The 22404-nt window shown below is 72.9% G+C and carries 16 protein-coding genes; 10 read left to right on the forward strand and 6 right to left on the reverse strand.

Annotated elements, in window-relative coordinates; genetic code table 11:
- Positions 1 to 76 precede the first annotated feature (76 nt).
- The 3 genes from pulA to ACZ7KX_RS12005 all read left to right on the forward strand — a co-directional run bounded on the left by pulA (position 77) and on the right by ACZ7KX_RS12005 (position 10461).
- On the forward strand, positions 77 to 5587 hold the full coding sequence (pulA, locus tag ACZ7KX_RS11995) for a pullulanase-type alpha-1,6-glucosidase (RefSeq protein WP_470326355.1): 5511 nt from the start codon (positions 77 to 79) through the stop codon (positions 5585 to 5587).
- Positions 5588 to 6141: 554 nt separating this feature from the next.
- Positions 6142 to 8475, forward strand: coding sequence for a M4 family metallopeptidase (locus ACZ7KX_RS12000; RefSeq protein WP_470326356.1), 2334 nt, complete (start codon positions 6142 to 6144; stop codon positions 8473 to 8475).
- Between the two features lie 249 nt (positions 8476 to 8724).
- Positions 8725 to 10461, forward strand: coding sequence for a carbohydrate-binding module family 20 domain-containing protein (locus ACZ7KX_RS12005; protein ID WP_470326357.1), 1737 nt, complete (start codon positions 8725 to 8727; stop codon positions 10459 to 10461).
- Positions 10462 to 10571: 110 nt separating this feature from the next.
- Here the strand turns inward: ACZ7KX_RS12005 and ACZ7KX_RS12010 are convergent, their stop codons facing one another.
- Entirely contained in the window at positions 10572 to 11315 is a 744-nt protein-coding gene (locus ACZ7KX_RS12010; protein WP_470326674.1) for an SDR family oxidoreductase, read from the reverse strand.
- Between the two features lie 432 nt (positions 11316 to 11747).
- On the opposite strand from ACZ7KX_RS12010, the gene ACZ7KX_RS12015 reads away from it, so the two are divergent.
- Entirely contained in the window at positions 11748 to 12800 is a 1053-nt protein-coding gene (locus ACZ7KX_RS12015; RefSeq protein ID WP_470326358.1) for an alpha/beta hydrolase, read from the forward strand.
- A gap of 66 nt (positions 12801 to 12866) precedes the next feature.
- Here the strand turns inward: ACZ7KX_RS12015 and ACZ7KX_RS12020 are convergent, their stop codons facing one another.
- Positions 12867 to 13868, reverse strand: coding sequence for a hypothetical protein (locus ACZ7KX_RS12020; RefSeq protein ID WP_470326359.1), 1002 nt, complete (start codon positions 13866 to 13868; stop codon positions 12867 to 12869).
- Positions 13869 to 13992: 124 nt separating this feature from the next.
- Positions 13993 to 14511 carry a SigE family RNA polymerase sigma factor gene (locus tag ACZ7KX_RS12025; RefSeq protein ID WP_470326360.1) on the reverse strand — a complete coding sequence of 173 codons (519 nt, stop codon included), beginning with the start codon at positions 14509 to 14511 and terminating at the stop codon, positions 13993 to 13995.
- A gap of 222 nt (positions 14512 to 14733) precedes the next feature.
- On the opposite strand from ACZ7KX_RS12025, the gene ACZ7KX_RS12030 reads away from it, so the two are divergent.
- The 3 genes from ACZ7KX_RS12030 to ACZ7KX_RS12040 all read left to right on the forward strand — a co-directional run bounded on the left by ACZ7KX_RS12030 (position 14734) and on the right by ACZ7KX_RS12040 (position 17260).
- On the forward strand, positions 14734 to 15525 hold the full coding sequence (locus ACZ7KX_RS12030; protein WP_350522597.1) for a hemerythrin domain-containing protein: 792 nt from the start codon (positions 14734 to 14736) through the stop codon (positions 15523 to 15525).
- Positions 15526 to 15752: 227 nt separating this feature from the next.
- Positions 15753 to 16154 (forward strand): hypothetical protein, encoded by a 402-nt coding sequence (locus ACZ7KX_RS12035; protein ID WP_470326361.1) that lies wholly within the window; start codon positions 15753 to 15755, stop codon positions 16152 to 16154.
- 143 nt (positions 16155 to 16297) lie between these two features.
- Positions 16298 to 17260 (forward strand): DUF1152 domain-containing protein, encoded by a 963-nt coding sequence (locus tag ACZ7KX_RS12040; RefSeq protein WP_402802332.1) that lies wholly within the window; start codon positions 16298 to 16300, stop codon positions 17258 to 17260.
- Positions 17261 to 17299: 39 nt separating this feature from the next.
- On the opposite strand, the gene ACZ7KX_RS12045 is transcribed toward ACZ7KX_RS12040, so the two are convergent.
- Together ACZ7KX_RS12045 and ACZ7KX_RS12050 are read right to left on the reverse strand one after the other, a co-directional pair.
- Entirely contained in the window at positions 17300 to 17845 is a 546-nt protein-coding gene (locus ACZ7KX_RS12045) for an FHA domain-containing protein (RefSeq protein ID WP_470326362.1), read from the reverse strand.
- 136 nt (positions 17846 to 17981) lie between these two features.
- Positions 17982 to 18542 carry a DUF1697 domain-containing protein gene (locus ACZ7KX_RS12050; protein ID WP_470326363.1) on the reverse strand — a complete coding sequence of 187 codons (561 nt, stop codon included), beginning with the start codon at positions 18540 to 18542 and terminating at the stop codon, positions 17982 to 17984.
- A 158-nt stretch (positions 18543 to 18700) separates the two neighbouring features.
- Here ACZ7KX_RS12050 and ACZ7KX_RS12055 point away from each other — a divergent pair, with 158 nt between their 5' ends.
- Complete coding sequence (locus ACZ7KX_RS12055) at positions 18701 to 19171, forward strand: pyridoxamine 5'-phosphate oxidase family protein (protein WP_396547732.1); 471 nt, start codon at positions 18701 to 18703, stop codon at positions 19169 to 19171.
- A 46-nt stretch (positions 19172 to 19217) separates the two neighbouring features.
- On the opposite strand, the gene ACZ7KX_RS12060 is transcribed toward ACZ7KX_RS12055, so the two are convergent.
- A complete protein-coding gene (locus ACZ7KX_RS12060) occupies positions 19218 to 19574 on the reverse strand; it encodes an arsenate reductase family protein (RefSeq protein WP_470326364.1) in 357 nt (118 codons plus the stop codon).
- A gap of 186 nt (positions 19575 to 19760) precedes the next feature.
- On the opposite strand from ACZ7KX_RS12060, the gene ACZ7KX_RS12065 reads away from it, so the two are divergent.
- The gene (locus ACZ7KX_RS12065) at positions 19761 to 20978 is read left to right on the forward strand and encodes a cytochrome P450 (protein ID WP_470326365.1); all 1218 of its coding nucleotides are present in this window, start codon (positions 19761 to 19763) and stop codon (positions 20976 to 20978) included.
- A gap of 194 nt (positions 20979 to 21172) precedes the next feature.
- Positions 21173 to 22270 carry a PP2C family protein-serine/threonine phosphatase gene (locus ACZ7KX_RS12070; RefSeq protein ID WP_470326366.1) on the forward strand — a complete coding sequence of 366 codons (1098 nt, stop codon included), beginning with the start codon at positions 21173 to 21175 and terminating at the stop codon, positions 22268 to 22270.
- Positions 22271 to 22404: the final 134 nt, after the last annotated feature.

The following is a 22404-nucleotide window of genomic DNA, read 5'->3' on the forward strand; positions in this document are numbered from 1 at the left end:
TGCATCTTGCTGAAACATATTGCAGGCCGCTAGCTTCCTGGGAACTCGATCGCCCCTTCCCCTAAGGGAGCCCTCAGTGGCCGATTCCCCGCTCCGCCCCCGACGGAGCAGATCCCCCCGCAGGACGGGCCGCACGGCCGTCCTGCTGGCCGTCGCGCTGACCGCCGCCACCCTCGGCAGCGCCCCCGCGGCCCTCGGAGCCGCCCCGCCCGCCCCGCCCTCGGACGCCGCGCTCGCCGCGACCGCCGGGCGGCACGACCTCACCCGCGAGCAGTTCTACTTCGTCCTGCCCGACCGCTTCGCCGACGGCGACCCGGCGAACGACACCGGCGGCATCACCGGCGGGCGGCTGGACAACGGCTTCGACCCCGCCGACAAGGGCTTCTACCACGGCGGCGACCTGGCCGGCCTGATCCGGAAGCTCGACTACATCCAGGACCTCGGCACCACCGCGATCTGGATGGCGCCGATCTTCAAGAACAAGCCGGTGCAGGGCAGCGGGGCCGACGCCTCGGCCGGCTACCACGGCTACTGGATCACCGACTTCACCCAGGTCGACCCGCACTTCGGCACCAACGACCAGCTCAAGGAGCTGATAGCCAAGGCGCACGCCCGCGGCATCAAGGTCTTCTTCGACGTCATCACCAACCACACCGCCGACGTCATCGACGACGCCGAGCAGCAGCACGGCTACCGCTCGGCGGGCGCCTACCCGACGCTCGACGCGGACGGGAACCCGGTGGACGAGACCGCCGTCGCCGACGCCGGCGCCCCCTGGCCGCGGATCACCAAGGACTCGTTCCCCTACACCCCGGTCTTCCGCAACCCCGGCGACGCGAACGCCAAGACCCCGTCCTGGCTCAACGACCCCTCGCTCTACCACAACCGCGGCGACTCGACCTTCGTCGGCGAGTCCGCCACCGAGGGCGACTTCAGCGGCCTGGACGACCTCGACACCCAGAACCCCCGGGTGGTGAAGGGCTTCGAGAAGGTCTACCAGCAGTGGGTCAAGGACGCCGGCGTGGACGGCTTCCGGATCGACACCGTCAAGCACGTCGACATGGCGTTCTGGCGGCAGTGGGCGCCCGCGCTCAAGGACTTCGCCGCCAAGCAGGGCAACAAGAAGTTCTTCATGTTCGGCGAGGTCTACTCGGGCGACCCGGCGATCACCTCGCCGTACGTCACCAAGGGCAAGCTGCAGGCCACCCTGGACTTCCCGTTCCAGGGCGCAGCCCGCTCGTACGTCTCCCAGGGCGGCTCGGCGAAGGCCCTCGCCGACGTCTACGGCCAGGACTACCGGTACACCGGCGCCGACACCGACGCCTACGAGCTGCCGACCTTCCTCGGCAACCACGACATGGGCCGCTTCGGCTCCTTCCTGCTCGCCGACAACCCGGGCGCCGACGAGGCGACCCTGCTGAAGAAGGACCGGCTCGGCACCGAGCTGCAGTTCCTCACCCGCGGCCAGCCCGTCGTCTACTACGGCGACGAGCAGGGCTTCACCGGCGCGGGCGGCGACAAGGACGCCCGGCAGGACCTGTTCGCCTCGAAGACGCCCTCCTACAACAGCGACCGCGTGCTCGGCGGAGCCTCGGGCCCGGCCGACCGGTACGGGCAGGACGGCGCGCTCTACCAGGGCATCGCGGGCCTGGCGAAGCTGCGCCGCGACAACCCGGCGCTGGCCGACGGCGCCCAGATCGAGCGGTACGCCGCCGACGGCGCGGGCGTCTACGCCTTCTCCCGGATCGACGCCGGGCAGCAGGTCGAGTACCTGGTGGCGGTCAACAACGCCGCCGAGGCGAAGACCGTCACGCTGGACACCTTCTCGGCGGGAATGGGCTTCGACCGGATCTACCCGGCCGCGGGGGAGAAGGAGAGGGCGACCTCCGGCGCCGACCGCAAGGTGACGGTGACCGTTCCGGCGCTGTCCTCCGTGGTGTTCAAGGCGGGTGCCAGGCTCGCCGCCGTGACCGCCGCGCCGCAGATCTCGCTGCAGCCGCCCGCGGACGGTGCCACCGGCCTCGTCACGGTCGGCGCGAAGGTCGACGGCGGCGGCTTCGACCGGGTGAGCTTCGCCGCCCAGATCGGCGACGGACCCTGGCAGACCCTCGGCACCGCCGACACCGGGAAGTACGCCGTCACCCAGGACCTGGGCGCCGTCGCCCCCGGCACGGTCGTGCGCTACAAGGCCGTCGTGCAGGACTCCGGCGGCCACCTGCGCTCCGCCACCGCGAGCTTCACCACCGGCGCCCCCGCACCCCAGCCGGTGCCCACCGCGGGCGCCCGCCCGTACGCCGTCGTCCACTACAACCGGCCGGACGGCGACTACGACGGCTGGAACCTCTACGCCTGGGGCGACCTCGCCGACGGCGAGGGCACCCAGTGGCCCGCCGGGCACGCCTTCACCGGGCGGGACGCGTACGGCGCCTTCGCGTACGTGCGGCTGAAGCCGGGCGCCTCGGACGTCGGGTTCATCGTGGAGAAGAACGGCGTCAAGGACGTGGACGCCGACCGCCACATCGACGTCGGCAGCACCGGCGAGGTGTGGCTGGAGCAGGGCGACCCGGCGGTGCGCACCGCGAACCCGGGCCCGACGAGCACGCCGCCGGCGAACACCGCCGTCATCCACTACAACCGGGCCGACGGCGACTACGACGGCTGGGGCCTGCACGACTGGACCGGCGCCGCCACCCCCACCGACTGGGGCAAGCCGCTGACGCCGGTGCGCCGCGACGCCTTCGGCGCCGTCTTCGAGGTGCCGCTGGCCCCCGGCGCGACCAGCCTCAGCTACATCCTGCACCGGGGCAACGACAAGGACCTGCCCGCCGACCAGTCGCTGGACTTCGCGGTCGACGGCAGGGAGGTCTGGATCCTCGGCGGCCGCGAGGGCCACCTGCTGCCGCAGAACCCGGCCGCCTCCTCACAGGTCGACCTCACCGGCGCCAAGGCGCAGTGGATCGACGCGAGGACCGTCGTCGTCCCGGCGAACTACGGCGCGGGCGACGACGCCCTGGCCGGCGGCACCAGCGCCCAGCTGGTCTACGACCCGGCGGGCGGCATCAAGGCCGACAAGGGCGTGCTGACCAAGCGCGGCCAGTGGCTGCGGCTCACCCCGGTCAAGGGCGGGCTGACCGACGCGCAGAAGGCGAAGTACCCCCACCTGGCCGGCTACCGGGCCTTCACCGTGGACGCCCGGGACACCGCCCGCGTCCCGGCCGCGCTGCGCAGCCAGCTGCTGTTCACCGAACACCTGCCCAGCGGCGCCGTGCTGGGCGGAACCGGGGTGCAGACCCCGGGCGTGCTGGACGACCTCTACGCCGGGCGGACCGGCAAGGTCGACTTCGGCCCGGCGTACTACGACGGCAAGGTGGCGCTGTCCCTGTGGGCGCCGACCGCGCAGGAGGTCTCCGTCCAGGTCTTCGACGGCGCCACCGGGGGCACCCCGAAGACGCTGCCGCTGAAGCTCGACGACGAGACCGGGGTCTGGGAGGTCGTCCGCGACAAGGGTGAGCTGGACGGCAAGTACTACCTGTACCAGGTGAAGGTCTGGGCGCCCTCGGTGCAGCAGGTGGTCACCAACACCGTCACCGACCCGTACTCGGTGGCGCTGTCGACCGACTCCGAGCGGAGCCTGGTCGCCGATCTCGACGCCAAGGAGCTCAAGCCCGCGGGCTGGGACGACCACGCCCGGCCGCAGGCCGTGCCGCCCGCGCAGCAGCAGATCCAGGAACTGCACGTCCGGGACTTCTCGGTGGACGACCCCACCGTCCCGGCCGCCGAGCGCGGCACCTACCTGGCGTTCACCGAGTCGCAGTCGGCCGGCATGCAGCACCTGCGGGACCTGGCCAAGGCCGGGGTGACCACGATCCACCTGCTGCCGACCTTCGACATCGCCACCATCCGGGAGAACCGGGCCGACCAGAAGCTGCCCGCCTGCGACCTCAAGTCCCTCCCGGCGGACGGCCCGAAGCAGCAGGAGTGCGTGGCGGCGGTCGCCGCCGACGACGCCTACAACTGGGGCTACGACCCGCTGCACTACAACGTGCCGGAGGGCTCGTACGCGACGGACCCGGCGGGCACGGCCCGTACCGTGCAGTTCCGGCAGATGGTGCAGGCGATGCACGCGGCCGGGCTGCGGGTGGTGCTCGACGTGGTCTACAACCACACCGCCGCCGCCGGACAGGCCGAGCACTCGGTGCTGGACCGGGTCGTCCCCGGCTACTACCAGCGGCTGGACGCCGACGGCAAGGTGACGACGGACAGTTGCTGCGCCGACACCGCGCCCGAGCACGCCATGATGAACCGGCTGGTGGTCGACTCGGTGACCCTGTGGGCCCGCGAGTACAAGGTCGACGGCTTCCGCTTCGACCTGATGGGCCTGGATCCGAAGTCCACCATGCTGGACGTGCAGGCCGCGCTGCGGAAGATGACGCCGGACTCGGACGGCGTGGACGGGAAGAACGTCTTCCTGTACGGCGAGGGCTGGAACTTCGGCGCCGTCGCGAACAACGCCCGGTTCGAGCAGGCCACCCAGGCCAACATGGCCGGCACCGGCATCGCCACCTTCGACGACCGGATCCGCGACGCCGCGCGGGGCGGCAACTTCATGCTCGACTCGGCGCCCCAGCAGGGCTTCGCCTCGGGCCTGTTCACCGACCCCAACGGCTCGCCCGCGAACGGCAGCCCGGACCAGCAGAAGGCCCGACTGCTGCACCAGATGGACCAGTTGAAGGTGGGGCTGACCGGCAGCCTGGCCGGGTACTCCTTCACCGACAGCTCCGGCAAGTCCGTGACCGGCGCCCAGATCGACTACAACGGCGCTCCGACCGGGTACGCGGCCAAGCCGGGCGAGGCGGTGGAGTACGTGGACGCCCACGACAACACCGACCTCTTCGACGCGCTCGCGTACAAGCTGCCGACCGGCACCGCGCCCGCCGACCGGGCCCGGATGCAGGCGCTCGGCCTGTCGCTCACTGCGCTCACCCAGGGCGCGGGCTTCGCCCAGGCCGGCAGCGACCTGCTGCGCTCCAAGTCGCTCGACTCCAACGCCTACGACTCGGGCGACTGGTTCAACGCGATCCACTGGGACGCCGCGGACGGCAACGGCTGGGGCCGCGGCCTGCCGCCGGCGGCCGACAACAAGGGCATGTGGCCGACCGCGCAGTCCCTGCTGGCGAACCCGAAGCTGACCGTCGGCGCGGCCGACATCCGGGCGACCTCGGCGCAGTACCAGGAGTTCCTGCGGATCAAGCAGTCCTCGCCGCTGTTCTCCCTGCCCACCCTGGCCGCCGTCCAGCAGCGGCTCTCGTACCCGCTCTCCGGCACCGCCGGCGAGACGCCCGGCGTGATCACCCTGCACCTGGACGGCACCGGGCTGACGGGGGCCGAGAAGGGCATCACGGTGGTCTTCAACGCCACGCCCACCGCGCAGGCGCAGACCGTGGCGGCCCTGCAGGGGACGGGCCAGGCGCTGCACCCCGTCCAGGCGGGCGGAGCGGACCAGGTGGTCAAGCAGTCCGGCTTCGACGCGGCGACCGGCACCTTCACCGTGCCGGGCCGTACCGTGGCGGTGTTCGTCCAACACTGATCCGTGCACCCGCCGATTGCCGGGCCCCGCACCGCCGTCGAGGCGGAGCGGGGCCCGGTTCCGTTCCGGCCACAGAATGGCCGGAAAGCTCCACTGGCACGGCCGGAACTGTGACGTGCCGCGCCCGTTCGGCGCTGCGCGGCGCCCGGCGGCACGGCCGCCGCTTCCGACTGCTGGTCAGTGACCGCCGGTAGTGATCGAACTTTGTCCGGGGCATGAAAACCGTGTTCACGAGTTCGCGACGGCGTACCACAACTGACGAACCGCCATGCATACGGTTTCGGTAATGAACCGGCCAATCAGTGGCATGCATCTGTCATTGACGGCCGGTTTGCTGCCACGATTCCTCCGGCTGCAGACGAGGGGGCCCCACCCCCCGGTGCAGCCGTTCCAGCCATGGTGCAGCGCGTCCCGACCCTGCAACGGGTTGTGTGCACCGCAACCCGCTACCGCACCTCCGTCGCACCCGGCGGGGGCCCCCACTGCGCCGCAACCCCGCGGCCCAGGTTTCTCTCCACCGGCGCGACCCAGCCCCGGTCGGAAAAGGAGTCCGCATGTCCCGTTACGCTCACGCCCGGAAGGCGGCGGTCGTCCTGGCCGCGTCCACCGCGCTGCTGGTCACCGGCATACCGGTCATCGCCCAGGCGGCCACCCCGGACGCGCCGGCCGCCGTCGCCGCCCAGCAGTCCACCCGGGCCGCGCTGATCGCCTCGGCGAACCAGCAGACCGCCTCCCTCGCCCAGGCCCTCGGCCTGAGCGGCCAGGAGAAGCTGGTCACCAAGGACGTCGTCCAGGACGCCAACGGCGGTCGCCACCTGCGCTACGAGCGCACCTACGCCGGACTCCCCGTCCTCGGCGGCGACCTGATCGTCCACCAGGACGCGAACGGTGCCACCAAGAGCGTGACCAAGGCCAGCGAGGCCAGCCTCGCCGGCGTCGAGACCACCCCGGCCCTGGCCGCGCCGAAGGCCCAGGCCGCCGCGCTGGCCGTCGAGGCGGGCTCCGTCGACACCGCCCCGCGCCTGGTGGTGTGGGCCGCGGACGGCACCCCGAAGCTCGCCTGGGAGACGGTCATCGCCGGCCAGGAGTCCGACGGCACCCCGAGCAAGCTGCACGTGGTGACCGACGCCAAGACCGGTGACGTGCTCAGCAAGGCCGACGGCATCAAGCGCGGCACCGGCACCGGCGTCTTCGTCGGCACCGTGCCGCTGACCACCACCCAGAGCGGCTCGACCTACACGCTCAAGGACGCCAGCCGCGGTGGCCAGAACACCACGGACATGAAGAACGGCACCTCCGGCAACGGCACCCTGTTCTCCAAGACCTCCGACACCTGGGGCAACGGCCAGGCCAGCAACCGCGAGTCGGCGGCCGTGGACGCCCAGTTCGGCGCGGCGGCGACCTGGGACTTCTACAAGAACACCTTCGGCCGCAGCGGCATCCGCAACGACGGCGTCGGCGCCATGAGCCGCGTGCACTACGACACCGGCTACGTCAACGCGTTCTGGGACGACGGCTGCTTCTGCATGACGTACGGCGACGGTGACGGCGACACCCACCCGCTGACCGAGCTGGACGTCGCGGGCCACGAGATGAGCCACGGCGTCACCTCGGCCACCGCCAACCTGAACTACTCGGGCGAGTCCGGCGGCCTCAACGAGGCCACCTCGGACATCTTCGGCAACATGGTGGAGTTCTACGCCAACCTGCCCAAGGACGTGCCGGACTACCTGGTCGGCGAGCTGATCGACATCAACGGCAACGGCACGCCGCTGCGCTACATGGACAAGCCCTCCAAGGACGGCCAGTCGGCGGACTCCTGGTACTCGGGCGTCGGCAACCTGGACGTGCACTACTCGTCCGGTGTCGCCAACCACTTCTTCTACCTGCTGTCCGAGGGCAGCGGCGCCAAGGTGATCAACGGCGTCAGCTACAACAGCCCGACCGTCAACAACATCACCGTCACCGGCATCGGCCACGACAAGGCGCAGCAGGTCTGGTACAAGGCACTGACCGCGTACATGACCTCCACCACCAACTACGCGGCCGCCCGTACCGCGACCCTGAACGCGGCCACCGACCTGTACGGCGCGAACAGCGCCGAGTACAACGCGGTCGCCACCGCCTGGGCCGCCGTCAACGTCGGCTCGCTGCCCAACCCGGGCGGCGTCACCGTCACCAGCCCGGGCAACCAGTCGACCGCCGTCGGCACGGCGGTCAACCTGGCCATCAAGGCCTCGGGCGGCACCGCGCCGCTGTCGTACTCGGCGACCGGCCTGCCGGCCGGCCTGGCGATCAACGCCTCCACCGGCGCGATCACCGGCACCCCGACCGCGGCGGGCACCTCCAACGTCACCGTGACGGTGAAGGACTCGGCCGGCAAGTCCGGTACCACCAGCTTCACCTGGACCGTCACCAGCGGTGGCGGCGGTGGCTGCACCCCGGCGCAGCTGCTCGGCAACGCGGGCTTCGAGACCGGTTCGGCCTCGCCGTGGACGGCGAGCTCCGGCGTGGTCGACAACAGCTCCAGCCAGGCCGCGCACGGCGGTTCGTGGAAGGCGTGGATGGACGGCTACGGCTCCTCCCACACCGACACGCTGTCGCAGACGGTGAGCATCCCGGCGGGCTGCAAGGCGACGCTGAGCTTCTGGCTGCACATCGACACCGCGGAGTCGGGCACCACCGCGTACGACAAGCTGACCGTGTCGGTCAACGGCACCGCGCTGAAGACCTACTCCAACGCGGACGCCGCGGCCGGCTACCAGCAGCGCACCTTCGACCTCTCGGCCTACGCGGGCCAGACGGTCACCGTGAAGTTCAACGGCGTCGAGGACTCCTCGCTGCAGACGAGCTTCGTGATCGACGACACCTCCGTCCAGACCGGCTGAACCCGGACCGGCTCCTGAGGGGCCGGTGAACCAGGACAGGTGAGGGGCCCGGCGGCTACGGCTGCCGGGCCCTTGTCGTGCCCGAACCAGCCCGAACCGTCCGCGGCCTGCAGAAACGTTACTGTCCTACGTCTTGACGGTGTCTCCGGGTCATCCTAGGTTCAGCGCTGCAAGTTTCCGGCAAGTTACAGAAACTTCCTGCAGGCTTCACCTCCGGCTGCCCCACCCCAGCCACCCCCAGGAGACGACGTGGTCACCACCGCCCCCACCCGCAGACCCGCCCGCGCAGCCGTCGCGCTCGCCGCCTCGGCCGCACTCGCGCTCTCGCTGGGCACCGCGCTCGGCGCGCCCGCCGCCCAGGCCTCCCCGCCCGCGAACAACGGCAAGGACGTCACCGCCACCCTCTTCGAGTGGCGCTTCGACTCGGTCGCCCAGGCCTGCACCTCGACGCTCGGCCCGAAGGGCTACGGCTTCGTCGAGGTCTCCCCGCCGCAGGAGCACATCCAGGGTCCGCAGTGGTGGACCTCCTACCAGCCGGTCAGCTACAAGATCGCCGGCCGGCTCGGCGACCGCACCTCGTTCAAGAACATGGTCGACACCTGCCACGCGGCCGGGGTCAAGGTGATCGCCGACGCGGTGGTCAACCACATGTCCGCCGGCTCCGGCACCGGAACCGGCGGCACCGCGTACACCAAGTACACCTACCCCGGCACCTACCAGGACCAGGACTTCCACTCCTGCCGCCAGGCGATCAGCAACTACCAGGACCGCTCCAACGTCCAGAACTGCGAGCTGGTGAACCTCGCGGACCTCGACACCGGCAGCTCCTACGTCCAGACCACCATCGCGCACTACCTGGACGACCTCGGCTCGCTCGGCGTGGACGGCTACCGGATCGACGCGGCCAAGCACATCGCCGCCGGCGACCTCGCCGCGATCAAGGCCAAGACGGCCAACCCCGGCGCCTACTGGGTCCAGGAGGTCATCTACGGCGCCGGCGAGCCGATCCAGCCGACCGAGTACACCGGCAACGGCGACGTGGACGAGTTCCGGGTCGGCACCGACCTCAAGCGCATCTTCACCACCGACAAGCTCGCCAACCTCAGCGGCTGGGGCGCCTCGTGGGGCTACCTGCCGAGCGACCAGGCGCGCAGCTTCCTCGACAACTGGGACACCGAGCGCAACGGCTCGACCCTCAACTACACCTACGGCAACACCTACACGCTGGCCAACGTCTTCCTGCTGGCCTCGACCTACGGCTCGCCCAACATCTACTCCGGCTACGCCTTCACCAACAAGGACGACGGCCCGCCGAACGGCGGCACCGTCAACGCCTGCTACCAGGACGGCTGGAACTGCACCCACGCCTGGCGGCAGGTCGCCAACATGGTCGGCTTCCGCAACGCCGTGGCGGGCACCGGGGTGACCGACTGGTGGTCCAACGGCAACAACGCGATCGCCTTCGGCCGCGGCAACAAGGGTTACGTCGCGATCAACCACGAGAGCGGCGCGATCACCCAGACCTTCCAGACCGGGCTGCCGGCCGGCACCTACTGCGACGTCCAGCACGGCGACCCGCAGCCGGGCGGCGGCTGCACCGGCCCGACCTACCAGGTCGGCGCCAACGGGCAGTTCACCGCGACGGTCGGCGCGGGCGACGCGGTCGCGCTGTACGTCCAGCCGGGCGCGACCGCTTCCGGCGCCTCGTTCAACGTCAACGCGACCACCGCGTACGGGCAGAACGTCTACGTGGTCGGCGACGCCGCGGCGCTCGGCGGCTGGGACCCGGCGAAGGCGCTGCCGCTCTCGTCCGCCGGCTACCCGGTCTGGTCGCTCGCGCTCTCGCTGCCGGCCGGCACCTCCGTCCAGTACAAGTACGTCCGCAAGGACGCGAACGGTGCGGTGACCTGGGAGTCCGGCGCCAACCGGACGGCGACCGTGCCCGTCGGCGGGACCGTCACGCTGAACGACACCTGGCGGCCGTAGGCCAAGCCCGGCCCCTCCTCGGGAACCCCGTCGGCGCCGCCCGACGGGGTTCCCGCCGTGTGGGGGAGCCGCAGTCGGGGGAGCGGGGCCGGGGCCCGGGTGCGCCGGTCTCAGCCGCGCCCGACGTACGGCATCGCGGTCGCCATCACCGTGGCGAACTGCACATTGGCCTCCAGCGGCAGCGCGGCCATGTGCCGTACGGTCCGTGCGACGTCGGCCACGTCCATGGTCGGCTCGGGGGCGATCCGGCCGTCGGCCTGCCGGACACCCGCGTTCATCGCCGCCGTCATGTCGGTCGCCGCGTTGCCGATGTCGATCTGCCCGCAGGCGATCCGGTGGGGGCGCCCGTCCAGGGACAGCGACTTGGTCAGGCCGGTGACCGCGTGCTTGGTCGCGGTGTAGGCGATCGAGTGCGGGCGCGGGACGTGCGCCGAGATCGAGCCGTTGTTGATGATCCGGCCGCCCTGCGGGTCCTGGACCTTCATCTGCCGGAACGCCGCCCGGGCGCAGAGGAAGGCGCCGGTCAGGTTGAGGTCGACCACCGCCCGCCAGGCCTCGACCTCCAGCTCCTCCACCGGGACGGCCGGGCCGAAGCTGCCGGCGTTGTTGAACAGCAGGTCCACCCGGCCGTGCCGCTCTGCGGTCGTGGCGAACAGCGCGTCCACGGCGGCCGGGTCGGTGACGTCGGTCGGCACCACGTCGGCCGGGGCGCCGCAGAGTCGGGCGGTTGCGTGCAGCGGCTCGGCCCGCCGGCCGGCCAGCACCGGCAGCCAGCCGGCCGCGGCCAGCTCCACCGCCACGGCCCGGCCGACGCCGCTCCCGGCTCCGGTGACGACGGCGATCTGCTGGGGCATGGCGCTCTCCTCGGTGGCGATGGCGATGGCGATGGTGGTGGTGGCGATGGCGTCCCAGCCGGTCCCGGTCGGTCCCCCGGAGCGATCGTTGCGGCTGCCCCGGGTGGCTGTCACTGGTCGAAAGCGCCCAAAAACCGGCGCCAGGACCGGTTTGCGATCGGTGAATCCCGCCGTCCGGCCCCCGTCGTCCGACGGGGGTGGTGAAGGGTTTTACCTGATCGCGAACAAACATTGGATTTCCGGTGGCCGACGCGCAACCGGGCCGCCCCGGGCCACGTCATAAGATCGCAGGAAGACGCGCCCCCGCGAGGGACGGCGCGCCATCACCCGGGGGCCGTACCAGCATGGTGTTCCCGGGTCTGTCCGGCCCCACCGGGGGGCCGCCGCCCGGTCAGACGGACCGGGCGCGACATCGGTCGGAGAGTCCTCACCGTGCTTAGGCAGTCGTCCCGTTCCCGTGCCGTCCTGTCCGGCGCCGCCGTGCTCGCCCTGGCCGCCTCGCTCGCGGCCTGCGGGAGTTCCGGTGGTGGGAAGGGCGACAGCGCCAAGTCGGACGGCTCCCCGGCCGCGACCGGCAGCGCCGCGGGCACCCCGACCGCGGGCGGCACCGGCTCGGGCACCCCGGCGCCCGCGGTCGGCAACGGCAAGGTGCTCATGCCGACCGGCCCGAACGCCACCCTCGCCAAGTCCCGGGACACCGCCGCCGGACCGATCTTCCTGACCACCGTGACCGGCGCGAAGTCCGGTGTCTCCGGCAAGGTCTGGGTCTGGCTGCCGCCCGAGTACAACGACCCCAAGTTCGCCAAGACCGGCTTCCCGGTGCTGACCCTCTTCGCGGGCGGCCAGAGCAACGGCTACAACACCTGGACCGACAACCAGCTGCCGATCCAGGAGGAGAACGAGCGGCTGGTCAAGGCGGGCAAGTCCCACCCGTTCATCATGATCATGCCGGTGCAGAACTTCAACGGGGACGAGAAGAACGCGCTGGACTGCTCCGACATCCCGGGCCAGCCCAAGATGGGCACCTGGATGGCCCAGGACATCCCGGACTTCGTCCGCGCCAACTTCCGCACCGTGCAGGGCCGCGACGGCTGGGGCGTGATGGGCGCCTCCACCGGCGGCTTCTGCAGCGCCAAGCTCGCCCTGCAGCACCCGGACGTCTACAAGGCCGCGGTGCCGATCGACGGCTACTTCATCCCGGACTCGCTCCTGTGGAAGGGCCACGACGCCGAGCGCGCGGCCAACAACCCCGACGTGCTGGTCGCCCAGGGCAAGGCCGACGTGAAGATGCTGGTCACCGCGGGCGGCGCCAACCCGTACGAGACCAAGGTGGTCAAGTCCTGGGTCGCCAAGGCCGCTCCGCCGGTCGGCATCGACTACTACGAGCAGCCCGGGGGCAAGCACCTCACCTCGGACTTCAAGAAGATGATCCCGGACACCCTGGAGTGGCTGACCAAGAACCTGGCGGGGCCGGCGGCCGACTGACGCCGCTCCGTCGCCCACCACGGTTGCCGGGCCCCGGCGTCCCCGGTGTCCGGCGGCCGTGGGCGGTCAGCGCGCCGTCGGCGTCCGGGAGGGCTTGGACGCCGCCGAGGGCGAGGGAGGCCGCGGACTCGTGGACGGCCCGGGGGGCTTGGACCCGAGGGAAGGGTCCCCCCAGCCGTCCCGGACCGCTTCCAGGAACCCCGGTGCCTCGGCCAGTTGCATCAGCTCCAGCAGCGGCACCGTCACGTCCTCGGGCTGCGACCGCGCCTCGGCCCGGGCGAACAGCAGGACGTACACCAGGCCGCTCGTCGTCACGACCCGGACCTGGGCCTCCTGTCCGCGCGGGACGACCGTCAGCGGGTGCAGCAGCCAGACCACCGAGCCGTCCGCCAGCTTCGTGCCGAGGCAGTCCCGGCCCTCCGGGCTCATCGGACCCCAGGCTGTGGTGCGGGACTCGCACGGCGAGCTGGTGCCGCCGCGCTGCTGGGCGGGCCCGTCCAGGCTCCGGCTCATCGTGACCGTGCCGCCGTCCTTCCTGGTCAGCACGAAGGCGTCCGCCGTGGCGCCCGCGGCGACCCCGCCGATGTCCTCGGGCGGGTGGTCGCGCAGCAGGGCGAGCAGGCGTGCGCTGCCGACCGCGGACGCGCCCGGCGAGGCCGTGCCGCCGGTGGCCGTGACCGCCGAGGCGGTGCCCGGCGCGGCCGCGCTGTCCTGGACGGTTCCCGGTGCGGCCGTGCCGTCCGTCCCGCTGGCCGCCGGGGGCTGCGCGGCGGGCCGGCCCGCCGCCGTCGACGGCAGGACGGGCCCGCTCGCCGCCGGGGCCAGCCCCCGGCCGGCCCGCTCCACCGGGGCCCTGCCGTGCACCGCCCAGCCCGCCGTGGCCAGCAGCCCCACCGCGAGCGCGGTGGCGACCGTCGCCAGCAGGTGGCGTCGGCGGCGCATCCGCGTGCCCGAGCGGCGGACCTCCGGCAGCAGGCCCCGGGGAACCGCCGGCTCCGGCTGGTCCAGGACCTCTCGGAACAGCGCGCCCATGTCGTCGGCGTCGAACGCCGGATCGTCCCGGTTCAAAACCGCTCTCCTCTCGTCTCTCGCTCGTCCCGGGCGGCCCGTTCCGCCCGGGTGACCGGTTCCGGCGGCCCGGTCCGCGCGTCCGACCGGGGCCGCCCGGCCCGGCCCGCGGGCCGGGCCGCGCTCAGCTCGCCGCGATCTCCCGCAGCGAGTCGCCGAGGATCACCCGCAGTTGGGCCAGTCCCCGGCTGGTGTTGGACTTCACGGTGCCGGTGCTCTGCCGCAGGGCCTCCGCCGTCGCCTCGACCGACTGGTCCTCCCAGAACCGCAGCACCAGCGTCGCCCGGTAGGCGGGGGAGACCTGCGCGAGCGCGGCCAGCAGGGCCAGCCGCCGCTCCGGGTCGGCCGGGGCGCCGGCCCGCGGTCCGAACGCCGGCTCCGGCAGCTCCGACGCCGGCACCTCGTGCGAGCGGCGCAGCCGCCGGAGGTCGATGTAGGTGCGGACCAGTGTCGTCCGGGCGTACCCGGCCGCGGCCTCCGGGTCGCGCAGCCGGTTCCAGCGCGAGTACAGCTTCACCAGCGTGGTCTGCGCGAGGTCCTCGGCGAGGTGCCAGTCGCCGCAGAGCAGGTAGCCGGTGCGGCGCAGCGCGGCGTAGCGGCTCGCCACGAACTCGTCGAACGACTGCTCCTGCTCCGGTGACATGCGGCCTCGCTGTTCCCCTGGACCCCCCGGCACGCGGTGTGCGCACCCTCACCCGGGTACACGGGTGGGGCGCCGCCGCGCGTTGCGTCCGCCCCCGTAAACGCGCTGACCTGCGCGTCAATCGGACATTGATTCGCTTCTGATCGACTGCGGGCACCTTGGCTGGGGTGGTCCTCACCGGCCGCCACCACCCGTCCTGCCCCAAGCCGTGAAGAGAGTGCCATGCCGATCCACCTGCTGCCCCAGCCCGCCCCCGCCGTGCCCGCGCAGGGTCAGCCCGGCGCCGATCCCCGGGGCGCCGACGCGCGCGGGCGGACCGCGGACGACGACCCGGCCACCGTGCGGTTCGCCGGACTGCGCCTGGTGCACGCCGCGCTGCGCCGGGACCTCGCCCGGCTGCCCAACGCGCTGCGGCTGCTCCAGCCCGACGAGGAGGACAAGGGCGAGGCGCTGCTGCGGCACTGGACCTTCATGACCGCGATGCTGACCTGCCACCACGAGCAGCAGGACACCCGGCTCTGGCCGATCGTGCGTCGCTTCGCGCCGGAGCTGCGGCTGCTGCTCAACTGGCTGGAGGCCGACCACCACAACCTGGACCACTCGTTCACCCGGGTCACCACCCTGGTCCGGATCGCCAGCCGGGACACCGGCAGCGCCTGGCCGGTGGCGTACGCGATGGAGGACCTGGCGGCCCGGCTGGAGACCCACCTGCGGATCGAGGAGCGCCAGTTGCTGCCCCGGATGGAGCGGGTGGTGGCCGACGGCTCCCGGCTCGGCGGGCTGGGCGAACTGCTGGACCTGCTGCGCGCGGCGGACGGTCCGGGCACGGCGGACGCGCTGGCCTGGCTGCTGGAGGGAGTGGAGCCGGCCGCGGTGGAGCGGCTGCTGGCCGAGTGCGACGACGACGTGGCCCGCAACTGGCCGCACTGGCAGGCCACCTACCAGCGCTGCACCGCGCCGCTGTGGGGGCCGGGCGAAGGGCCGGAGACCGGCCTGGGGATCATTGCCGACTGACCGCCGGCCGTTTTTGCGGGCCGTCGATCTACGCGCGTGGCATGGGCCGTTGGCATATGCTGACGGCGCGTCGAAAACCCAACCGATTACGCAACTGCCCCTGACCCCTAGGGGATTCGACCCACCGCTCTCGGGGTTGAGCCGCCCGGCCGATCCGGGCTGCACCAGGGCGGGCCTCCCGCCGACGGCTGATGGCGGACCGTGTCCGGCCCGCTATCGTCGAGGACATGACCACAGCGAGCAGCACCGCCAAGGCCCACCGCACCAGCCTCCGGACCCGCTTCCGGTTCGGTTCGGCGATCCTCGCCGCGGGCGCCGTCCTGACCCTCGGCGCCGGACTGACCGCCTGTGAGGGCGGAGTGGCCCTCTGCCTCGACGACCACAAGTGCACCGTCGGCATCAAGACCGACGGCGCGGACGCCTCCAAGACCGTGAAGGTCTTCGGCGGCGACAACCCGATGAAGATGACGGTCGGCCACATCACCGACGACTCGGCCGAGGTGACGATCGGCGACAACAAGAAGACCGTCGACAAGGACGCCGAGACCGCCGTCGGCACCGTCCGGGTCACCATCCGCAAGGCGGACAAGGGCGACCACTTCGCCGAGGTCCACGTCGAGCGCGACTGACCCTCCCCGGCGCCCACCCGTCCGCACCCGCCACCCGCCACCCGGTTCCCTGCCGTCGTCGGGGCCGCCGAGGCCGTCGCGGCGCCGAGTCCGCCGCCAGGGCCGCCGGGGTCACCGCGCCCGCCCGGTGCTACCTTCCGCCGGTGACCTCTCTGCTGCAACCCCCGCTGATCACCCGGCTGCTGGCCGCCGAACGCATCCTGGTCGCCGGCGCCGGCGGCGGGTTCGACGTGTACGCCGGGCTGCCGATCGCCCTCGCGCTGCGCGCCGCGGGCAAGGAGGTGCACCTGGCCAACCTCTCCTTCACCCACCTCTACGGCCTGCCCCTCGACGTGTGGGCGGAGCCCGACGTGGCCATGATCCGGCCGGACACCCCGGCACCCGAGGGCTACTTCCCGGAGCGCACGCTGGCCCGCTGGCTGAACCTCCACGGCATGCCCGACACCGTGTGGGCCTTCCCGTCGGTGGGCGTGCAGCCGCTGCGCGACGGTTACCGCGCGCTCGTGGCCCGACTGGGCATCGACGCCGTCCTGCTGGTGGACGGCGGCACCGACATCCTGATGCGCGGCGACGAGGTCGGACTCGGCACCCCGGAGGAGGACATGGCCAGCCTGGCGGCGGTGGCCGGGCTGCGGGAGGTGCCCGAGCGGCTGGTCGCCTGCCTGGGCTTCGGCATCGACGCCCACCACGGCGTCAACCACACGCTGGTGCTGGAGAACCTCGCCGCGCTGGACCGGGCCGGCGGCTACCTCGGCGCCTTCTCCATCCCGCGCGACAGCCGGGAGGCGGTGCTCTACCTGGACGCCGTCGAGCACGCCCGGGCCGCCTTCCCCGAGCACCCCAGCATCGTCAACGGCTCGGTGGCGGCGGCCCTGCGCGGCGAGTTCGGCGACGTCCGGTTCACCGAGCGGACCAAGGGCAGCGAGCTGTTCGTCAATCCGCTGATGGCGATGTACTTCGGTGTCACGGTCGAGGCGCTCGCCGCGGAGAACCGCTACCTGGACCGGCTGGAGCGCACGGTGGTGATGCGTCAGATCGCCACCGTCATCGCGGAGTTCCAGGACGAGCTGCCGCGGCAGCGGCCGCCCCGGCAGTTCCCGCACTGACCGCCCGCCCGCCCGCGGGGGCCCGGGCGGGCAAGGTCCTCAGAGCGCGGCGAGCCGGAACTCCAGGTTCCCGAACCGCACCTGGTCGCCCGGCTGGACCCGGACGCCGCCCGCGATCCGGCGCCCGTTGACGTGCGTGCCGTTGGTCGAGCCGAGGTCGTACAGCACCCAGCAGCCGTCCTCGTGCCGGAGTTCGGCGTGGTTCCGGGAGACCGAGGCGTCGTGCAGCCGCAGCCCCGAGCCGGGGATCCGGCCGATGGTCAGCAGCCCGGCGCCGGCCTGCGGCAGGCTCAGCCCGGGCAGCCGTTCGGTGCGCCAGGCCCGGTTGATCCGGTCGCCGAAGCCGGAGACCCGGCCGACCGCGCGCAGCACGAAGCGCTCGACCGGCCCGCCGGTCGGCAGCCCGTCCACCGCCGCGTCCAACTCGCCCCGGCTGGTGGCCTGCAGGACGATGTCCATCCGGCCGAGGAAGGTGTCGTGCGAGAGCCGACCGCTGCCGGCGCCGTCCTTCAGGGCCCCGAGCGCCAGCTCCCGCTCGGCGTCGGAGGGCCGGACCCGGCCGGTGGGGAGCTCAGGAGGCGTCATGGCCGAATTGTCGGCGCGGCCGACTCGGGCTGTCCAGATCGAGCCCTGCCCGGGCACGTGGTTCGTACGTCACGGGAGTCCAGACGCCCCGCCCGGCCACGCGGTTCCGTGCTCTCCGCGCAGGCCGCACGGGCCGTCAGGCCTTGCGGGCGGCCGCCAGGATCTTCTCGGTGGTGTGCAGGAACCGGGAGGTGACCGAGCCCCGGTACGCCTTGCCGAACATCTCCTTGGTGACCCACTTGCCGTTCTGCAGGTGGATCACGACGTACGCGGCCCCCGGGTCGGCGCCGAGCACCTCGAAGTCGCCCTTCGGCGAGCGGTGCGGACGGGCGAGCTCGGCGGGCAGCGGCTCGGAGAGGAAGGCGACGACCAGCCGGACGTCCGGTGTCGCCTCGACGCCCCGGAACGGCTCGGCGGCGAGCAGTTCGGCGACCTCCTCCACCGTCCGCAGCATCACCGGCACCGGGTAGCCGAGCGACTGCTCCAGGTGCTCCTCGATCCGCCCGGTCAGCGCGGCGCGGTCGGACCGGCCGGCGGGGCCTTCGGTGGTGAAGAAGACGTTGCCGCTCTGGATGTACGAGCGGACGTTCCCCAGGCCCAGCTCGGCGAAGAGCGCCCGCAGCCGCTCCATCGTCACCGTCCGGCCGCCGACGTTGATGGCCCGCAGGAACGCGATGTACGTGGTCGTGGTGGTCACCCCGCCAGTGTGGCACCGGCCTGTGACAGCGTCCCGTGAGCGACGGCGGTCCGTGAGCGGTGGCGCCCCGGGCCCGGCGGCGGTCCGGGGCCGACGACGGCCCGGGACCCCGCCCCGCGCGGACGGCGGTTGTCAGTGCCGGGTGCCAGACTGGCGGCATGGCTACCTGGCAGGATTTCGAGGAGCAGGCCCCGGACCTCGCGCCCCTGGTGAGGGCCCGGTTCGAGGCCAACAAGCACCACGTCCTGGCGACGCTGCGCAAGGACGGTTCGCCCCGGGTCAGCGGGACGGAGGTCGACTTCGTCGGCGACGACCTGTGGATCGGGTCGATGTACGGGGCGGTCAAGGCGCGCGACCTCCAGCGCGACGCCCGCTTCGCGCTGCACGCGCACCCGGGGGACGAGACCATGGCCGGCGGGGACTCCAAGGTCTCCGGCCGGGCGGTCGAGATCACCGACGAGACGGAACTCGCCGCGTTCGCCGCCGATCTGCCCGAGCCGCCGCCCACCCCGTTCCACGCCTTCCGGCTGGAGCTCGACCAGGTGGTGCACACCGCCGTCGAGGGCGAGCACCTGTTCGTCCGCAACTGGCACCCGGGCCGGCCGGTGGAGACGATCCAGCTCCACTGACCGGCCGGCCGTCCGGCGGGCCTCAGGGCAGGACGGACCTGAGGGCTCAGGGCAGGACGGACCTGAGGGCCTCGGGGGTGCGGGCCACCACGGCGTGCCCGTCGTCCGCGGTGATGATCGGGCGCTGGATCAGGATCGGGTACTCGGCCATCGCCGCGATCCAGCGGGCCCGGTCACCCGCCTCCCGGGGCCAGTCCTTCATGCCCAGGTCCTTCGCGGCCTGTTCGTCGGTGCGGGTGATGTCCCACGGCTCCAGGCCCAGGCGCTCCAGCACCTCCTCCAGCTCGGCCACGGTCGGCGGTTCCTCCAGGTAGCGCCGCACCGTGTACTCGACGCCGGCGTCGGACAGCTCGCCGAGCGCCGTCCGGCACTTGCCGCAGCGCGGGTTGATCCAGATCTCCATGCCGGCCAGCCTACCGAGCCGCCCCGCCCGGCCCGGGGACCCGCCGCAGCACGCCCGCGGGCAGCGGACCGTCCCGGGCGGGAACTCCCGCGTGCCCACCGGTGGTTCACGGACCAGGACGGTTGATCTCGGAGCCCCGGCATCGCGGGAGCCCGGGATCCCGGGAGCTCGGGAGGGGACGACCGCATGGACGGTGCGACGATCATCGATCTGCTGGCGGAGACCGGGGTCAAGTCCGACCCGTACCCGCTGTACGCGAGGGCGCGGGAGGCGGGACCGGTGGTCCCGGCCGGGGACGGGCGCTTCGTGGTGACCGGCTACGCGGCGGTCAACAAGGTGCTGCGCACACCCGCCTTCGGCGTCGCCACCGCCGACATGATGGCGGGGGTGGCCCCGGACTTCCTCGCGCACTCCTCGCTCGCCCTCTTCGGCCGTTCGATCCTCCAGCGCAACGCCCCCGACCAGCCCCGGGTCCGCTCGCTGGTCGCCTCGGTGTTCACCGCCCGCCGGGTCGCGGCGCTGCGCCCCGCGGTGGAGGCCGCGGTGGCCCGGCTGCTCGACGGGATGGCCGAGCGGGGCGCCGACGGATCGCCGGTGGACTTCATGGACGCCTTCGCCTTCCGGTTGCCGGTCGGGGTGATCTGCGAGCTGCTCGGCGTCCCGGAGCGGGACCGCCACCGCTTCCGCGCCCTCGCCTCCGGCCTCACCGCCGTCCTGGAGCTCAGCGGGGACCTCGGCGAACTGGTCGAGGCCGACCGGGCCGCGGACGAGCTGTCCGGGTACTTCACCGAGCTGGCCGCCGAGCGGCTGGCCCGCCCGCAGGACGACCTGGTCAGCGACCTGGCCCGGATCGCCGCGGAGGACCGCGGGCTGCTCTCCGCCGAGGAGCTGTCGGCCAACCTGGTCCTGCTGCTGGTGGCCGGCTTCGAGACCACCACCAACCTGCTCGGCAACGGCCTGTCCCTGCTGTTCCGCCACCCCGGTGCGGCCGCCGGGCTGCGCAGCGGCGCGGTCACCCCGGCCGGCTTCGCCGACGAGGTGCTGCGCTTCGACTCCCCGGTGCAGGCCACCGGCCGGGTCGCCCTGGAGGAGGGCCTGAGCATCGGGGGACTGCCCACCCCGGTCGGCAGCGAGGTGACCCTGCTGATCGGCGCCGCCAACCGGGACCCGGCCCGCTACGAGCGCCCCGAGGTGTTCGACCCGACCCGCACCGACAGCCAGCCGCTCAGCTTCGGGGGCGGTCAGCACTTCTGCCTGGGCTCCCTGCTGGCCCGGCTGGAGGCGGAGGTCGCGGTGCCGGCGCTGCTCGACCGCTTCCCGCGGCTCGCCCCGGGCGGCGTCGCCACCCGGCGGGACCGCCTGGTCCTGCGGGGCTACGAGGCCCTGCCGGTGACCGTGCGCTGATCCGGCGGCCGGCGCCCGGCCCGGTTGTGTCCGGTCTCGCGCGATCCCTCCCCCGCTTCCCCCCGGCCCGGGAGGACGGGACGTTCGGCCGTTCGTGACTGGGCCGTTCGTGGGAGAGCATGGAGGGACGAAACCGGCTATTCCGGACCGATCTCCGATCCTCCGGGACTGGCCACCGGCCTGGAGGTCCCGCCGTGCCCACAGCACCCCGCCCGTCGCGCCCTGCCGCGCTGGAGCCCCGGGTGCCGAGGTGGGTGCCGTGGCTCCCGGTCGTCCTGCTGGTGCTGGACCTGATCGCCGAGGCGGTCGTCCCGGACGCCGTCGCGGCCGGCTTCCTGCTGACCGCGCTGCCCGTGGTGGCCGCGTTCAGCTACGGCCCGGTGCTGACCGCCACCGCCACCGTCGGCTCCCTGGCGCTCCAGCTGGTCCTGGCCCTGCGCGCCGGCCACATCAACGAACAGCACCACGTCTGGGTCTACATCGCCACCCTGCTCTCCGGCGTGATGGGCACCGCCCTGTCGTGGCAGCGCACCCGGCAGAACCGCAACCTGCTGCAGGCCCGTACGGTCGCCGAGACCCTGCAGCGCACCGTGCTGCGGCCGGTGCCCGAGCGGGCCGGCGGGCTGCGGGTCGCCGGTCTCTACCGCCCGGCCCAGGCGGACGTGCTGGTCGGCGGCGACCTGTACGAGGTGTGCGACACCCGCTTCGGGGTCCGGGTGCTGCTCGGTGACGTCCGGGGCAAGGGCCTCGGCGCGGTCCGGACGGTCGCCGACGTCCTGGGCGCCTTCCGGGCGGCGGCGTACGACACCCCGGGGCTGGTCGAACTCGCCGACCAGCTGGACCGCGCCGTCCTGCGTGATGCCGCCGACCGCGGGGACGACGAGCTCTTCGCCACGGCCGTCCTGCTGCAGTACCGTCCGGGCTCCGACTGCGTGGAGGTCGTCAACCGCGGCCACACCGTCCCGCTGCTGCTCACCGGCGGCCCGATCCGCCCGGTGACCTGCACGGACGAGCTCCCGCTGGGCCTCGGCCACCTCGGGCCCTCCGAGGAACGGGGCAAGCCGACCGCGGTCGCCCTGCCCGCGGGCCACACCGTGCTGCTGTACACCGACGGGGTCAGCGAGGCCCGGGACGCCGACGGCGTCTTCTACCCGCTGGCCCCCCGCCTCGCCGCGCTCGGCACCACCGCGCCCGACCGGGTGGTCTCCTTCCTGGCCGAGGACGTCCACCGGTACGCGGGCCTGCTCGCCGACGACCTCGCCGTCCTCGCCCTCACTCCGGACGGCCCGTAGCCCCGGACATCCCGTAGCCCCGGACATCCCGAGGCCCGGGCGCTGACACCCCACGCAGGCCCGACCACCAGGGCAGCAACGTGCACCACACGACCCACACCCCGTTCGGCGTGCTTCACCGTGCGTCCTGTACC

It is taken from the genome of Kitasatospora sp. NPDC038210, assembly GCF_055600605.1.

Bases quoted from the DNA above. Each gene is read 5' to 3' on its own strand.
- ACZ7KX_RS12000 (WP_470326356.1), top strand. From the start codon at position 6,142: ATGTCCCGTTACGCTCACGCCCGGAAGGCGGCGGTCGTCCTGGCCGCG.
- ACZ7KX_RS12010 (WP_470326674.1), bottom strand. From the start codon at position 11,315: ATGCCCCAGCAGATCGCCGTCGTCACCGGAGCCGGGAGCGGCGTCGGC.
- ACZ7KX_RS12025 (WP_470326360.1), bottom strand. From the start codon at position 14,511: ATGTCACCGGAGCAGGAGCAGTCGTTCGACGAGTTCGTGGCGAGCCGC.
- ACZ7KX_RS12030 (WP_350522597.1), top strand. From the start codon at position 14,734: ATGCCGATCCACCTGCTGCCCCAGCCCGCCCCCGCCGTGCCCGCGCAG.
- ACZ7KX_RS12035 (WP_470326361.1), top strand. From the start codon at position 15,753: ATGACCACAGCGAGCAGCACCGCCAAGGCCCACCGCACCAGCCTCCGG.
- ACZ7KX_RS12045 (WP_470326362.1), bottom strand. From the start codon at position 17,845: ATGACGCCTCCTGAGCTCCCCACCGGCCGGGTCCGGCCCTCCGACGCC.
- ACZ7KX_RS12055 (WP_396547732.1), top strand. From the start codon at position 18,701: ATGGCTACCTGGCAGGATTTCGAGGAGCAGGCCCCGGACCTCGCGCCC.
- ACZ7KX_RS12060 (WP_470326364.1), bottom strand. From the start codon at position 19,574: ATGGAGATCTGGATCAACCCGCGCTGCGGCAAGTGCCGGACGGCGCTC.
- ACZ7KX_RS12065 (WP_470326365.1), top strand. From the start codon at position 19,761: ATGGACGGTGCGACGATCATCGATCTGCTGGCGGAGACCGGGGTCAAG.